Below are 13,171 nucleotides of genomic sequence, written 5' to 3'. Positions count from 1 at the left end.
TCCTGCCGTTTGGACCTGATACCCCGTCATGAGTGACACGCCCTCGGCTCAAAACAGTGACCCGGTCAACGCCCGTGCCATGGATGAAACGCCGCGTGCCTGGCTTGCACGAGTCAACGATGAGCCGGTCACCGAGCTGCCTGAAGATCTCTACATTCCTCCTGAGGCGCTCAGGGTCTTTCTGGATTCCTTCGAGGGGCCTCTTGATCTGCTTTTGTATCTGATTCGGCGTCAGAACCTGGACATCCTTGCGATCAATGTGGCGGCGGTTACTCATCAGTACATCGAGTATGTTGAGCTGATGGAGGTCTCAGGCATTGACCTCGCGGCGGAGTATCTCTTGATGGCAGCAATGCTTGCCGAGATAAAATCGCGCACACTGCTGCCGCGCCCGCCGAAAGGGGAGGACGAGGATGAAGAGGATGAAGAGGATCCTACCGCGACGCTGGTGCGACGGCTTCAGGAATACGAACAGATCAAGCAGGCCGCAGAGACCCTCGATACGCTGCCTCGGCAGGGGCGCGACTGGTTTGGCCCGCAGGTTGGCCTTCCAGACATCGAGCCTCGGGTCATCTACCCCGATGTCGAGCTTGATGCGCTGCTTGGTGCCCTAAAGCACGTGATGCACCAGGCGTCGCTGACTCAGTCGCACCAGATTTCCCGCGAAACGCTGTCGACACGTGAACGGATGATGGCGGTCATGACTCGGCTCGACGGGCAGGGGTTTGTCGCGTTCGAGGCGCTGTTCACGCTCGAGGAAGGGCGTGCCGGCGTGGTGGTCACGTTCATGGCGATTCTGGAACTTGCCAAGGAGCGGTTGCTCGAGATCGTACAGAACACGCCGACCTCGCCGATCCATGTGCGGGCGCGGGTGGCGAGCGACGGCGGTGAAACGGATGAGGAAGGCAGCCGTCCCGACGATGAACCGGCCTTCGAAGTGCCGGTCATCGACAACGAAGTGTCACGAGATGGGGAGTAATGTGAGTCGTGAGGACATTACCCTCGAGCAGATTCTCGAGGGCGTATTGCTGGCGGCGGGCGAGCCGCTGATGCTCGAGCGGCTGGAGGCGGTGTTCGATGACCATGAGCGGCCGACCCGGCTTGAGCTCAAGGCGGCGCTGGACCGGTTGGCCGGTACGCTTGAGGGCAGCGCGCTGTCGTTGTCACACACGGCGTCAGGCTACCGGTTAAATGTTCACCAGCGGCTCTCGCCCTGGATTTCAAGGCTCTGGGAGGAGCGACCGCAGCGGTATTCGCGGGCCCTTTTGGAGACGCTTGCGCTCATCGCGTATCGTCAGCCGGTCACCCGGGCCGACATCGAGGACGTACGTGGCGTGTCGGTCAGCGCCTCGATCATGCGAACGCTCACCGAGCGCAACTGGGTGCGGGTGATCGGTCATCGGGATGTGCCGGGCCGGCCGGCCGTGTACGCCACCACACGAACATTTTTGGACGACTTCGGGTTGAGTACGCTGGATGAACTTCCGCCGATGCACGAACTCGAAGCGACAGAGCAGGCAGGGGATGACGGTCGCGAAAATGACGCTTCCGAGCGCCTGCCTTACGAGGGTGACGCAGACGCGTTGCCCGAAACGCCCCCCACTGCCTCATCGGTGAACGTCGCCGAGAGGGAGGATCACGCCGAGAAGGCGTCCACGCGATCATCGCTGGATTTTGCCGCCTTGGGGCAGCGTTTGAACGAGCGTCGTCAAGCCCGTGAAGACCACGGCAACGACGAGACGGACGATGATGAGAAGAGTAGCGATGACGACTGAAAAACTGCAGAAAGTATTGGCCCGCTCCGGGTTCGGCTCGCGCCGGGAAATGGAAGGTGCGATTTCACAGGGGCGCGTTAGCGTCAACGGCAAGACGGCCCAGCTGGGTGATCGCATCGGGCCGAGCGATCAGGTCAGCCTCGATAGCCGACCGGTCACGCTCAAGACAATGGATGAAACGCCGCGCCGCGTCATCATGTACAACAAGCCCGAAGGTGAGCTCTGCACGCGGCGCGACCCTGAAGGGCGCCGCACGGTGTTTGACCGGCTCCCGCGCCTCAAGGGTGAGCGCTGGATCGCGGTTGGCCGGCTTGATATCAACACCAGCGGGTTGCTGCTGTTTACCACCGATGGTGAGCTCGCCAATAAACTGATGCACCCCTCGATGCAGGTCGAGCGGGAGTACGCGGTTCGCGTCATGGGCAATGCGACCCAGGCGCAGGTGCAGGCCATGGTCGAGGGCGTCATGCTCGAGGATGGCCCGGCGAACTTTACCGACGTGCAGGAATTCGGTGGTGAAGGGATCAACACCTGGTTTCACGTCGTGATTCTTGAAGGGCGCAATCGTGAAGTGCGAAGGCTCTGGGAATCCCAGGGGCTGACGGTCAGCCGGCTCAAGCGCGTGCGTTACGGCAATATCTTCCTGGATAAGCGTGCCAAGGCCGGCGAGTGGACCGAACTGACACAGGAAGAGGTCGACGAGCTTTCAAATCTTGCCGGTATCGAGGCCAAGCGCGTGCCGGAGCTTACGCCTGATGAGAAAAACCGCTGGAGCCGCGACAAGGACAAGCGTCGCCCGGTTCGGGGTGTCGGCCCATCGAAAAGAGGGGAATCGCGCGGTGGTCCATCGAAAGGCAGTGAGTCGCGCGGCGGCTCATCGAAGCGAGGGGAGTCGCGCGGCGGGTCGTCGAAAAGCGGTGAGTCGCGCGGCAATGGACGACCTTCGTCGAAGAGTTCCGCCCGAAACGCCCCGCCGAGTCGCAAACGTTAATTTCGATAAGTGCTTGCATCGATAGGCGAATAACAGTAATATTTGCGCCGCGTTGAGCGGGTCGTTAGCTCAGTTGGTAGAGCAGTTGGCTTTTAACCAATTGGTCGTAGGTTCGAATCCTACACGACCCACCACTTGATTGATGTCAGTGGTGGTGCTCTCAACGTTTCGGTCGGGGTCGTTAGCTCAGTTGGTAGAGCAGTTGGCTTTTAACCAATTGGTCGTAGGTTCGAATCCTACACGACCCACCATCCGACCGTAGGCGCATATGTGCCTTGTATGGGTCGTTAGCTCAGTTGGTAGAGCAGTTGGCTTTTAACCAATTGGTCGTAGGTTCGAATCCTACACGACCCACCAGACTCAAAGCCCCGATCTCGAAAGAGGTCGGGGCTTTCTGCGTTTGGCTGTCTTGATCGCGCGGGACGCCATGGCGCCGGGTGGTTGTCTTTTCTGCTGTAGCGTGTTTTCCCCGTTCTTCAATCGCCTTTTGCCACTTCAGTCCGGTGCTGTGTTGGTCGATACTTGATCGAACAGCCGAGATGTTTTCCTCGGCCCCTCCATATCTTAATCGGGGCACTGCCGTGAGTGTGATCACACCGTTAATCGATACGCTGATGCACCAGGTGCTGGGGCGCCGGGCTCAGATGGAGCGCTTCAGCGCCGAGGGCGCGCAGAACAAGGTGCTCTCGGTCAATGCCATTCGAGGCGATCAGGGCTTGAAGCCCGGTCAAGAGCACTTGAATCGCCCACCACAGGTTCAGACCGATCTAACCTCGAACCGCTCGGCCAGTACTCAGCGTGGTGCGCCGGAGGCCGGGCTCTATGAGCGACTCCAGCCCAAGGATCAGGCTGGCGTGAACCAGAACTCGCCTCGGTCAGTAAGCTTTCGGTTTTCCCAGGAAGGGCAGACGCTGTCGACGCTTTTGGCTCGTTATGGCGATGTCAAAACGTCTGTTAACGTGGCGTCCAGCGCCCTGATTGGCGGTGGCAAGACGCCGGCCTCCGACACCATGGCGCAGGCACTTAGACAGCAGGTGTCTCAAAGCGGCGTATTCTACGAGGCTCATCTTGCCAAGTGGTTCAAGGGGGAATGGCCGATCGCGCAGTTAAAACGTGAGCCTCAGGGGCAGTTGCCGCCCTGGGCGAGTGCGCGTGCAGCGCCAGGCGGGCAGGCGGGTTCGCCGTTACCAACCTCTACGCCAGCCACGTCGTCGACACCTGTCTCACCGGGCCAGGCTGCGGGCTCGGCACTTCCCGGTGCGCCCGCGGCACCCGTTGCCGGGGGCGCCCAGGCAACAGCCGCGCCGGTGGCCGCCGCGAGTCAGGGGGCTGCGCCTGCGGGCTCGGCTGCCCAGGGCGGTGCCGCAGGGCAGGCACAGAACGCAACTGATACGGCGGCTGCGCCCAGAATGGATGTGCGAACGATTGCTCATGAGGCGACGCATCGGGTGATCAGTCACCAGCTTGAAAGTCTGACTACCCAGACCGTTCGTATCGAAACGTTATTGACGCCACAGATTCCGGTGTTGATCGACATCGCCGAGCAGCGGCCGCTCTTTGAGCATGACTCGCTCTACAGAGACGACGATGAGAATTCGCGTTCTGGCGGGGAGGGCGAGGCGAGTGCGTGGCGCTCGACGCTGTCACTCGAGCTCCCGACGCTTGGAGCGCTTCACTTTGAGCTTCAGATGACCGGCGATGGGCTTGCCATTCGCGGTCAGGCATCTCAGGAGCGCGCTATCGACCAGCTTACCGCTGCGCGTCAGCAGTTGATGGACCTCATGGAGGCGGCGGGTCTCAATCCACGCCGTATCGATATCAAGGCGCCCGATGACGCGCATGAGGAGGCAGCCAATGAGTGAGTCGTCTCCCCGTGAGCAGCGCGCCGCCGCGATCAGCTATAACGCAAACGACGCCGCCCCGCGCGTGGTGGCCAAGGGGTATGGCACCACGGCGCAGGCCATTTTAGAGCGAGCCGAGGAGCATGGGCTTTATGTGCACCGCTCGGAGGAACTGGTCGATCTTCTGATGCGCGTGGATCTGGATGAGCGCATTCCGCCGGAGCTTTATCGGGCGATTGCCGAAGTGCTTGCCTGGGTCTATGCGCTTGAGCAGCAGTTATCAAGCGCGGCGGAGACCGAGGAGCTTCGACCAAACGATGATGCGGTTTGACGAGCCCGGGCGTACCATGAGCCTCGGGTAGCTTGCCGCGGATAGCGTGCAAGCCTTCATGACCTGTGGGGGGAGCCCCCGCATATCGGAGTGATAGACACATGACCGAACTGCTTGATCGCGATCAGGTGCGTGAGCATCTGGTGCGTCCCTATACCCCTCAATCGAGCTCATCCGATCAAAAGCGTCAGATCGAGCGCATCAAACAATTGCTGATCGAACGCGATGCGACCCTGGTTGCGCATTACTACACCGACGACGTGCTGCAATCGCTTGCCGAGGCCACCGGCGGTTGCGTGGCTGATTCTCTTGAAATGGCCCGATTCGGCTCTAAAAGCCCCTCGAGCACGCTGGTCGTTGCCGGCGTGCGCTTCATGGGCGAGACCGCGAAAATGCTCTCGCCTGAAAAACGAATACTGATGCCGACGCTCGAGGCGACCTGTTCGCTGGATATCGGCTGCCCTGCGGCGGAATTCTCAGCCTTTTGCGACGCCCATCCGGATCGAACCGTGGTTGTCTATGCCAATACCTCGGCCGAGGTCAAGGCGCGGGCTGACTGGGTCGTCACCTCGGCCATTGCGCTCGATGTGGTCGCGCATCTGCATGAAAAGGGCGAGAAAGTGCTGTGGGCGCCCGACAAGCATCTGGGGCGCTATGTGGCTGAGCAGACCGGCGCTGACATGCTGATGTGGGATGGCGCCTGTATCGTGCATGAAGAGTTCAAGGCCAAGGGCATTCTCGACATCAAGCGTGTCTATCCGGATGCGGCGGTGCTGGTGCATCCGGAGTCACCTCAGGCGGTGGTGGACCTTGCCGATGCAACCGGGTCCACCTCTCAACTGATCAACGCCGCCAAGGCGCTGCCGCACGATACGCTGATCGTTGCAACCGATCGCGGTATTTTTTACAAGATGCAGCAGGCGGTCCCGGAAAAGCTGCTGGTGGAGGCGCCGACGGGCGGCAATGGGGCGACGTGTCGAAGCTGCGCGCACTGCCCCTGGATGGCGATGAATGCGCTCGATAATCTCGAGCAGTGCCTCAAGGAAGGCCTTGGCGAAGTCACCGTTGACGAGGCCGTTCGGGTTCAGGCGCTGGTAGGGCTTGATCGAATGCTTGCCTTCAAGAACGGGCGCTGATCAATTGAGTTTATTCTGAAAAAAAAGCCTCCCTCGGGAGGCTTTTTTCGATAAGAGCGCCTTACTTAAACGTTGGCCGTTCCGGTGTCCTTGCGTGCTCAGAAATCATCGAGTGCGTGCCGGTAGCGCTTGAACGCGTCGCGTCGGTCACGGATCTTGCTTGCCAGCACGAAGTTCTGTTCGGTGCGCGCCTGTCGCTCGGCGATGTCCAGTTGTGAAAGCCCCTTGTCGATTCGTCCAGTCAACTGCAGCTGCTCGGCGAGGGCGAGGTGGCCTTCGGCCTCGCGCCCGCTGCGACCGGCGGCCTCGGACAGCAGCGACCAGACTTCCGGATCCTCACTTTGATCTTCCGACAGTCGTTTGAGCACGGGATAGGCCTTGGCGGGCGACAGATTCAAAAGCGCACGCCCTTCGATCATGCGGGCCGGGTAGTTGTCCGGCGCCACGGCCAATAGAGTGCGGGCGCGGTCAAGGGCCTCTTGGAAGCGGTTGGCGTCGAGTGCCACGTCGGCGGCGCTGTTTTGAAGCATCGAATCGTCAGGGTGATCTCGAATCATGCGATCGAGGCTGGACAGCGCCTGGTCTGTTTCATGATTGACGGCGTGAGTCATGGCGTCGAGGTAGCGAAGCGCTTCGGGAGACGGGTTGTTTTCCTTGAGGCGGTTGCGCGCCGCCGTCGGGTCGCTCATGTTCATCGCCAGAAGCACGCGGGCCCGAATCATGTCATAGGTGGTGTCGTCGGCGGCGCCTCGACCCTTGCCGAGCTGATCGGCTCGGGCTTCGGTGGCGCTGGTGCGGGCTTCGGTCAGCGGGTGCGTCAGCAGAAATTCCGGCGGTGTGAAGCCCTGAAGGCTTGCGAGATTTTGAAGGATTCGAAACATCTTCGGCATGGCGTGGGGGTCGTAGCCTGCTTGCGCCAGCGTATCGAGGCCGACGTCGTCGGCCTCGCGCTCGTACTGCCTTGAGTAGGTCAGCATGCGCTGAGCGTAGGCGGCTTGGGTGCCCATGACCGTGGCTGCGCCGAGTCCGCCACCGCCGCCGCTGGCGGCCAGCACCACGCCGGTCAGCAGGGCCGTCAGCATGGGAATCTGACTTTCATTGCGCGCCTCGACCTGGCGTGCAAAATGATGCTGGGAAAGATGGCCCAGCTCATGGGCAAGCACCGAGGCGAAGGTGGCCTCGGTCGGTGCGTAGGCAAAAAGCCCCGTATGGATGCCGACAACGCCGCCAGGAACGGCGAACGCGTTCAGAGTGCGACTTGCAACGAGGGTCACGATCAGTTTCTCGCTTTCAAGGCCGCTGTAGGGCAGCAGTTTATGAAGGACGCGCTCTACATAATGACGCGTAATGGGGTCGCGCCAGGGCGTGGTCTGAGCGCGGAACTGGCGCAGCCATGCCCGGCCGAGTCGAAATTCATCGGTGGGTGATACTGCGCTGCTCGCGCCACCCAGGGCGGGCAGTCCATACTCGTTGGCTGCCAGGGCGTGCTGCGCCGGCAGAGGACTTGCCAGCAGTGAAAGACTTGCAATCCATGCCAGATGCGTTTTCTTCATGCCGTTGACCCCGACCTGTGCGATACATCCTGTTGATTGATTTGTATGGCAAAGTGCCCTTAAATCAAGCCAATTTCAACTCACTGTAGCGGAGTTTTTCGTGGCGCAATATGAACGTACGCTCGATGCCAAGGGATTGACCTGCCCGTTGCCGTTGCTCAAGGTCCGGCAATCGCTTTCCGATATGTGCACCGATGATGTATTGCATATCGAGGCGACCGACCCGGGCTCATGGCGCGATTTCGAGAGTTTTGTCGCTCAGGCCGGTCACGCACTTTTGCGCCAGGAAGAGCGTGATGGCGTCTTCTATTACAGCATTGCCAAGGGAGCCGGGCGCTGATGGCCATCAAGAACCTGCTCAAGCATTGGGTGGATCGGTATTTCTCCGATGAAGAAGCGGTGATTCTGGGGCTGGTCCTGTTGGTGGGGCTGGCCATCGTGGTCTTTTTCGGTCAGATGCTGGCGCCATTTCTGACTGCGCTGATCATCGCCTTTTTGCTTCAGGGCGGCGTAACGCGTCTTGAGCGCTGGGGATTGCCCCGGCTGGTCGCCGTGTTGCTGATCTTTTTGGTGTTCATCGCGCTTTTGATGATGGTGGCGCTGGTGGTGCTGCCGCTCGTATGGGATCAGTTGACCTCGCTTGTCGGGGAGGTGCCGCGCATGTTTGCCCGCGGTCAACAGATGCTCGATACGCTTCGAACCCAGTACCCGACCGTCATTACGCCCGAACAGATTCAAAGCTGGGTCAATAGCGCCGCGCATGAGGCGACGCAGTTCAGTCAGCGGGCGCTCAGATTCTCGTTCAACTCGCTCGGCAACGTGCTCGGAATCATCATCTATCTGGTGCTGGTGCCGATTCTGGTGTTTTTCATGTTGAAGGATCAGGAGCGTCTGATCGGCTATTTTCTGTCACTTTTGCCCAGACAGCGCACTCTCATGACTCAGGTCTGGAAGGAGATGGACGGCCAGATCGCCAATTTCGTTCGGGGCAAGGTGATCGAGATCATCATAGTGGGCTCGGTGTCCTACGTGACCTTCGTCTGTTTCGGCCTGCCGTATTCGGCGCTTCTTGGCTTGATGGTGGGCTTTTCGGTGTTGGTGCCCTACATCGGCGCGGCCGCTGCCACGCTTCCGATTGCGGCGGTGGCGGGCTTTCATTTCGGGCTGGGCGATCAGTTTCTTTACGTGATGGTGGCCTACGCCGTGATTCAGGCGCTCGATGGCAATGTACTGGTGCCAATCCTGTTTTCGGAGGCGGTCAACCTGCATCCGGTGGCCATCATTTTGGGGGTTTTATTCTTCGGGGGAATCTGGGGCTTTTGGGGCGTGTTCTTCGCAATTCCGCTCACGACGCTACTGAAAGCGCTGTTGCACGCCTGGCCTCGAAGTGTTGCGACCCGCCGAGCGCGCAAGGAGGCACTCGGCGAACCCAGCCCTTAAGCGGTGTGCTGCTTTAGAAACTCAAGGACTTCCTGGGCGTGGCCATCGGCCTTGACCTTGCGCCACTCCTTGATGAGCACGCCCTGATCATCCAGCACGAAGGTACTGCGTTCGATGCCTTCGTGCTCCTTCCCATACATTTTCTTGAGCTTGATGACATCGAGCGCGCGGCAAAGCGTTTCTTCCTTGTCGCTGATCAATTCGAACGGGAAGGACTGCTTGGCTCGAAAGTTTTCATGCGCCTTGAGGCCATCGCGGGAGACACCATAAATCACGGCGTTCAAGGCCTTGAAGTCCTCGAAGAGGTCACGAAATTGCTGGCCTTCGGTGGTGCAGCCGGGCGTGCTGTCCTTGGGATAGAAGTACAGTACGGTGTAATGGCCCTTGAGGGTCTCGGGCGTGACGGTCAGTTCCGAGGTGGCGGGAACATTGAATTCGGGCAGCGATTGGCCGACGTCGATGGTCATGGTGACTCCTTTAAAGCGTAGGAAAACCCGGCAACAGTCTAGCGCTTTTGTGCGCGATTCGTCTGTCTGAACTGTACAGGTGGAGTCTGCCTGAGTACCATCTACCCCCGCCCGGGGCGGTTTGATCAGGCAAATTCATGCGCTGATCCCGAGATAGCCCGAGGCCGACATAAACGCGTTTTTCCGGTGTGCGACATAAGAGGATTCGAGATGTTCAAAGGCAGCCTGGTCGCTTTGGCGACGCCAATGAAAGGCAATGGCGATATTGATTGGGACGCGCTTCGTCGACTGGTGAACTTCCATCTCGAACACAAGACCGATGGCATCGTGGCGGCGGGCACCACCGGTGAGCCCACCACGATGTCGTTCGCCGAGCATTTTGACGTTATCCGTGAAGTAGTGAATGTGGTCGATGGCCGGATTCCGGTCATTGCAGGGACTGGTGCCAATGCCACCGCCGAGGCGGTCGAGCTGGTCAAGTACGCCAAGGACGTTGGTGCCGATGCGTGCCTGTCGGTCACGCCCTACTACAATCGCCCGACCCAGGAAGGGCTGTATCAGCACTTCAAGGCCGTCGCGGAAGCCTCTGATCTTCCGATCATTTTGTACAACGTGCCGAGCCGAACCGGCGTCGATCTCTACAACGACACCACCTTCCGCCTGGCCAAGATCGACAACATCGTCGGCCTCAAGGACGCCACGGGTAACCTCGAGCGCGCCGCCGAACTGATCGAGCACTTGAAGGGGCAGGACTTCGCAATCTATTCGGGCGACGACCCGACCGCCTGCGAGCTGATGCTTGCCGGTGGCCATGGCGTGATCTCCGTATCCGCCAACGTGGCGCCGAAAGGCATGCACGACATGTCGATGGCCGCCATTGCCGGCGATCACGATCTCGCGCACCAGATCAATACTCGCCTGATGCCGCTCAATGCCTCGCTTGGCATCGAGGCCAATCCGATTCCGGTCAAGTGGGCGCTGTGTCAGATGGGCCTTGCCGAGCAGGGCATTCGCCTGCCACTGACGTGGCTGTCCGAGAAGTACCATGCAACGATTGCCGAGGCGCTTCACCTCGCGGGAGTGCTCGAACAATGATGTCGAAGACTCCCTGGGTCGCTGCGGCCTCGTTGCTGGTGGCGCTCTCCGGCTGCGGTAACGACGGGTATTACTACGATCGCAGCTACGAGTATAAGAATGCCGAGATGGTCGCACCGCTGGAGCTGCCGGAGTCGGCCCGCCAGGGCGCGGTTCAGGACGCCATGCCGGTGCCCAAGGCCAACAGCGACTACGTTCGTCCTCAGGATGGGTTCGACGTACCGCGACCGCAGCCCAAGATGAGCGAACAGGCTGCTCAGTCGTTCGTTCAGATGCGCGGTGAGCGGGGCCAGCAGTGGCTTTTGGTCAATGCCGCGCCCAATGCGGTCTGGCCGAAGCTTCAACGCTTCGTGGCCGCCACCGGCTATCGCGTCAGCGAACTCGATGCCTCGCAGGGGCTGATCAAGACCACCAACGGTACGCTGTCGGTCAAGCAAGGCGTGCGCGGAGGCTCTTCCGAGGTGCGTTGTGACCAGAATGGCGCGGCAAACAGCGACTGCCTGTCGCGTCTTTCAACGTATCTGACCCAGAATGCGGGCAATGCCGGAGAGGGCGTCTCGCTCGTCGGGCAGAACCTCTCAAACGACAGCAGCGTGATCCTGCGCAATCGTCAGGGCCAGTGGCAGGTTGTGGTGCAGAAGGATTTCGCCAGCATCTGGTCGGAACTTGATTACCAGCTCAAGCGTGAATTCGACACCGACGATGCGCGACTGGTCGATCAGGACCGCAGCCAGCGGCGCTTTACGGTGGACTATCTGCCGTCCGACGCCAGCGGCAGTGGCTGGTGGATATTCGGCAGCGACCCCGAGCCCAAGCGCTACCAGCTTCAGATCGACACTGACAACGGCCAGTCCATCATTCATGCACGCCGCGACGATGGCTCATCAATCGAGACGTCGACCGCCCGCGAACTGCTGGACCGTGTTGCGTCACTGCTTCGCTGATGGCGTTCAAGTTCGCATCGCTGGGTAGTGGGAGCAAGGGCAACGCGACCGTGGTCGAGAGCGGTGAGTCCCGCATTCTCATCGACTGTGGTTTTGCCCTGAAGGAGATCGAGGCGCGTCTTGCTCGCCTTGGCTGCCATGCCGCCACACTTGATGCGCTCTTGATCACTCATGAACACATCGATCACGTGCGCGGCGCGGCCGCGCTGGTGCGTCGCTACGGCCTGCCGGTCTACATGACCCCCGGAACTTGGCTCAAGAGCAAACTAAAGGGCGTGACAAGCGTGACGTTCATCCACCCCGAACAGTGCTTTGCCATCGGGGATCTGGAGATCGATGTGGTTACCGTGCCCCATGATGCGCGCCAGCCCGTGCAGTTCATCGTGCGCTCGGGCGGGGCGTGTCTGGGGCTTTTGACTGATATTGGTCACGTGACCGGCCATGTGCTCAAGCGCTATCGACGTTGCGACGCTCTGGTGCTTGAATGCAACCATGACCCCGATATGCTGGCGCGCGGGCCATACCCTCCAAGCCTCAAGCGGCGGGTCGGCGGTCACTGGGGCCATCTTTCCAATCAGCAGGCGCTTGAATTCATGCAGGCCATCGACGCTGACAGCCTTCAATGCGTTGTTGCCTCGCACCTGTCGGAGCAGAACAATTGCGCCGAGCGTGCGTATGATGCCTTGATGCCGGTGCTTGGTTTCGATGAGCAGCGCCTGTTGATCGCGCAGCAACACGAAGGGCTTCCCTGGCAGGTAGTGCGCCGTCGCCTCGCCTGCGCCTAGAATACCCGAACACCTATGACTTCTATCTCTGGAGAGCTTCGATGGAAAAGCGTGATGCCTTGTACGCCGGCAAGGCCAAATCCGTGTACACCACTGACGACCCCGATCGTCTGATTCTCGAATTCCGCGACGACACCAGCGCCTTCGATGGCGAGAAGGTCGAGCAGCTGGCGCGTAAGGGCATGGTGAACAACAAGTTCAACGCCTTCATCATGGATAAGCTGAAGGCGGCGGGCATTCCGACCCACTTCGAGCACCTGCATTCCGATACCGAATCGGTGGTCAAGAAGCTCGATATGCTGCCGGTCGAATGTGTGGTTCGTAACTACAGCGCTGGCAGCCTGTGTCGACGCCTGGGCGTCGAGGAAGGCCTCGCGCTGACGCCGCCGACGTTCGAGCTGTTTCTCAAAAATGATGCCCAGCACGACCCCATGATCAATGAGTCGCTGGCGGAGAGCTTCGGCTGGGCGACCCCTGAGCAATTGGCCGAGGCCAAAACGCTGACCTATAAGGTCAACGAGGTGCTCAAGCAGCTGTTTCTCGACGGCGATATTCTGCTGGTGGATTACAAGCTTGAATTTGGCGTATTCAAAGGTGAGCTGACGCTTGGCGATGAGTTCTCACCGGATGGCTGCCGTCTCTGGGACAGCAATACGCGCGAGAAACTCGATAAGGACCGTTTCCGTCAGGGCCTTGGCGGGGTGATCGAGGCTTATGAGGAAGTGGGCCGCCGCATCGGTATCTCCTTCGACTGAGCGCCGGTGACCGGCTCGAGCACTGCCTGAAAGGGCCTTTCGAGCACCCTGATAAAAT

Annotated in this window: 14 protein-coding genes and 3 tRNA genes; 15 read left to right on the top strand and 2 right to left on the bottom strand. The window is 60.2% G+C overall.

The window, feature by feature from the left end:
• Positions 1 to 28: 28 nt before the first annotated feature.
• The 9 genes from NAT23_RS05095 to nadA all read left to right on the top strand — a co-directional run bounded on the left by NAT23_RS05095 (position 29) and on the right by nadA (position 6,074).
• Positions 29 to 979, top strand: coding sequence for a segregation and condensation protein A (locus NAT23_RS05095; protein WP_433962190.1), 951 nt, complete (start codon positions 29 to 31; stop codon positions 977 to 979).
• Positions 969 to 1,775 (top strand): SMC-Scp complex subunit ScpB, encoded by an 807-nt coding sequence (scpB, locus tag NAT23_RS05090; protein ID WP_251926131.1) that lies wholly within the window; start codon positions 969 to 971, stop codon positions 1,773 to 1,775. Before NAT23_RS05095 ends, scpB begins: the two co-directional genes overlap by 11 nt.
• Positions 1,765 to 2,766 (top strand): 23S rRNA pseudouridine(2605) synthase RluB, encoded by a 1,002-nt coding sequence (rluB, locus tag NAT23_RS05085; RefSeq protein ID WP_251926130.1) that lies wholly within the window; start codon positions 1,765 to 1,767, stop codon positions 2,764 to 2,766. Before scpB ends, rluB begins: the two co-directional genes overlap by 11 nt.
• 58 nt (positions 2,767 to 2,824) lie before the next feature.
• A tRNA-Lys gene (locus NAT23_RS05080) sits at positions 2,825 to 2,900 on the top strand.
• A gap of 41 nt (positions 2,901 to 2,941) precedes the next feature.
• A tRNA-Lys gene (locus NAT23_RS05075) sits at positions 2,942 to 3,017 on the top strand.
• Positions 3,018 to 3,047: 30 nt separating this feature from the next.
• A tRNA-Lys gene (locus NAT23_RS05070) sits at positions 3,048 to 3,123 on the top strand.
• A 224-nt stretch (positions 3,124 to 3,347) separates the two neighbouring features.
• Complete coding sequence (fliK, locus tag NAT23_RS14790; protein WP_251926128.1) at positions 3,348 to 4,628, top strand: flagellar hook-length control protein FliK; 1,281 nt, start codon at positions 3,348 to 3,350, stop codon at positions 4,626 to 4,628.
• The gene (locus NAT23_RS05060; protein WP_251926127.1) at positions 4,621 to 4,938 is read left to right on the top strand and encodes an EscU/YscU/HrcU family type III secretion system export apparatus switch protein; all 318 of its coding nucleotides are present in this window, start codon (positions 4,621 to 4,623) and stop codon (positions 4,936 to 4,938) included. Before fliK ends, NAT23_RS05060 begins: the two co-directional genes overlap by 8 nt.
• Before the next feature lie 101 nt (positions 4,939 to 5,039).
• Positions 5,040 to 6,074 carry a quinolinate synthase NadA gene (gene nadA / locus NAT23_RS05055; protein ID WP_251926125.1) on the top strand — a complete coding sequence of 345 codons (1,035 nt, stop codon included), beginning with the start codon at positions 5,040 to 5,042 and terminating at the stop codon, positions 6,072 to 6,074.
• A gap of 98 nt (positions 6,075 to 6,172) precedes the next feature.
• Here nadA and NAT23_RS05050 read toward each other — a convergent pair whose 3' ends face one another.
• Positions 6,173 to 7,627, bottom strand: coding sequence for a M48 family metalloprotease (locus tag NAT23_RS05050; RefSeq protein WP_251926124.1), 1,455 nt, complete (start codon positions 7,625 to 7,627; stop codon positions 6,173 to 6,175).
• A gap of 100 nt (positions 7,628 to 7,727) precedes the next feature.
• Between NAT23_RS05050 and NAT23_RS05045 the strand changes: the two genes are divergently transcribed.
• Positions 7,728 to 7,967 (top strand): sulfurtransferase TusA family protein, encoded by a 240-nt coding sequence (locus NAT23_RS05045; RefSeq protein ID WP_251926123.1) that lies wholly within the window; start codon positions 7,728 to 7,730, stop codon positions 7,965 to 7,967.
• Entirely contained in the window at positions 7,967 to 9,067 is a 1,101-nt protein-coding gene (locus NAT23_RS05040; RefSeq protein ID WP_251926122.1) for an AI-2E family transporter, read from the top strand. Before NAT23_RS05045 ends, NAT23_RS05040 begins: the two co-directional genes overlap by 1 nt.
• Here NAT23_RS05040 and NAT23_RS05035 read toward each other — a convergent pair.
• Positions 9,064 to 9,534 (bottom strand): peroxiredoxin, encoded by a 471-nt coding sequence (locus tag NAT23_RS05035; RefSeq protein WP_251926120.1) that lies wholly within the window; start codon positions 9,532 to 9,534, stop codon positions 9,064 to 9,066. The two genes, NAT23_RS05040 and NAT23_RS05035, sit on opposite strands and share 4 nt — an antisense overlap.
• A gap of 210 nt (positions 9,535 to 9,744) precedes the next feature.
• Here NAT23_RS05035 and dapA point away from each other — a divergent pair, with 210 nt between their 5' ends.
• Genes dapA through purC form a run of 4 tightly spaced genes read left to right on the top strand, consistent with a single transcriptional unit; the run spans position 9,745 to position 13,113 of the window.
• Positions 9,745 to 10,629: a 4-hydroxy-tetrahydrodipicolinate synthase gene (gene dapA / locus NAT23_RS05030; protein ID WP_251926119.1), complete on the top strand. Its 885-nt coding sequence runs from the start codon at positions 9,745 to 9,747 to the stop codon at positions 10,627 to 10,629.
• Positions 10,626 to 11,573 carry an NlpB/DapX family lipoprotein gene (gene bamC / locus NAT23_RS05025; RefSeq protein WP_251926118.1) on the top strand — a complete coding sequence of 316 codons (948 nt, stop codon included), beginning with the start codon at positions 10,626 to 10,628 and terminating at the stop codon, positions 11,571 to 11,573. The genes dapA and bamC overlap by 4 nt, the downstream gene beginning before the upstream one ends.
• Positions 11,573 to 12,358, top strand: coding sequence for an MBL fold metallo-hydrolase (locus NAT23_RS05020; RefSeq protein WP_251926117.1), 786 nt, complete (start codon positions 11,573 to 11,575; stop codon positions 12,356 to 12,358). Before bamC ends, NAT23_RS05020 begins: the two co-directional genes overlap by 1 nt.
• Positions 12,359 to 12,399: 41 nt before the next feature.
• Positions 12,400 to 13,113 carry a phosphoribosylaminoimidazolesuccinocarboxamide synthase gene (purC, locus tag NAT23_RS05015; protein WP_251591290.1) on the top strand — a complete coding sequence of 238 codons (714 nt, stop codon included), beginning with the start codon at positions 12,400 to 12,402 and terminating at the stop codon, positions 13,111 to 13,113.
• Positions 13,114 to 13,171 lie beyond the last annotated feature (58 nt).

It is taken from the genome of Larsenimonas salina, assembly GCF_023736155.1.
Taxonomy (GTDB): domain Bacteria; phylum Pseudomonadota; class Gammaproteobacteria; order Pseudomonadales; family Halomonadaceae; genus Larsenimonas; species Larsenimonas salina.
This window is presented reverse-complemented; position numbering and strand designations above follow the sequence as displayed.

What these genes read in the sequence shown, in the direction of transcription:
- NAT23_RS05050 (WP_251926124.1), bottom strand. Translation starts at nt 7,627, where the DNA reads ATGAAGAAAACGCATCTGGCATGGATTGCAAGTCTTTCACTGCTGGCA.
- NAT23_RS05040 (WP_251926122.1), top strand. Translation starts at nt 7,967, where the DNA reads ATGGCCATCAAGAACCTGCTCAAGCATTGGGTGGATCGGTATTTCTCC.
- bamC (WP_251926118.1), top strand. Translation starts at nt 10,626, where the DNA reads ATGATGTCGAAGACTCCCTGGGTCGCTGCGGCCTCGTTGCTGGTGGCG.
- nadA (WP_251926125.1), top strand. Translation starts at nt 5,040, where the DNA reads ATGACCGAACTGCTTGATCGCGATCAGGTGCGTGAGCATCTGGTGCGT.
- NAT23_RS05020 (WP_251926117.1), top strand. Translation starts at nt 11,573, where the DNA reads ATGGCGTTCAAGTTCGCATCGCTGGGTAGTGGGAGCAAGGGCAACGCG.
- NAT23_RS05060 (WP_251926127.1), top strand. Translation starts at nt 4,621, where the DNA reads ATGAGTGAGTCGTCTCCCCGTGAGCAGCGCGCCGCCGCGATCAGCTAT.
- scpB (WP_251926131.1), top strand. Translation starts at nt 969, where the DNA reads ATGGGGAGTAATGTGAGTCGTGAGGACATTACCCTCGAGCAGATTCTC.
- NAT23_RS05095 (WP_433962190.1), top strand. Translation starts at nt 29, where the DNA reads ATGAGTGACACGCCCTCGGCTCAAAACAGTGACCCGGTCAACGCCCGT.
- rluB (WP_251926130.1), top strand. Translation starts at nt 1,765, where the DNA reads ATGACGACTGAAAAACTGCAGAAAGTATTGGCCCGCTCCGGGTTCGGC.
- purC (WP_251591290.1), top strand. Translation starts at nt 12,400, where the DNA reads ATGGAAAAGCGTGATGCCTTGTACGCCGGCAAGGCCAAATCCGTGTAC.
- dapA (WP_251926119.1), top strand. Translation starts at nt 9,745, where the DNA reads ATGTTCAAAGGCAGCCTGGTCGCTTTGGCGACGCCAATGAAAGGCAAT.
- NAT23_RS05035 (WP_251926120.1), bottom strand. Translation starts at nt 9,534, where the DNA reads ATGACCATCGACGTCGGCCAATCGCTGCCCGAATTCAATGTTCCCGCC.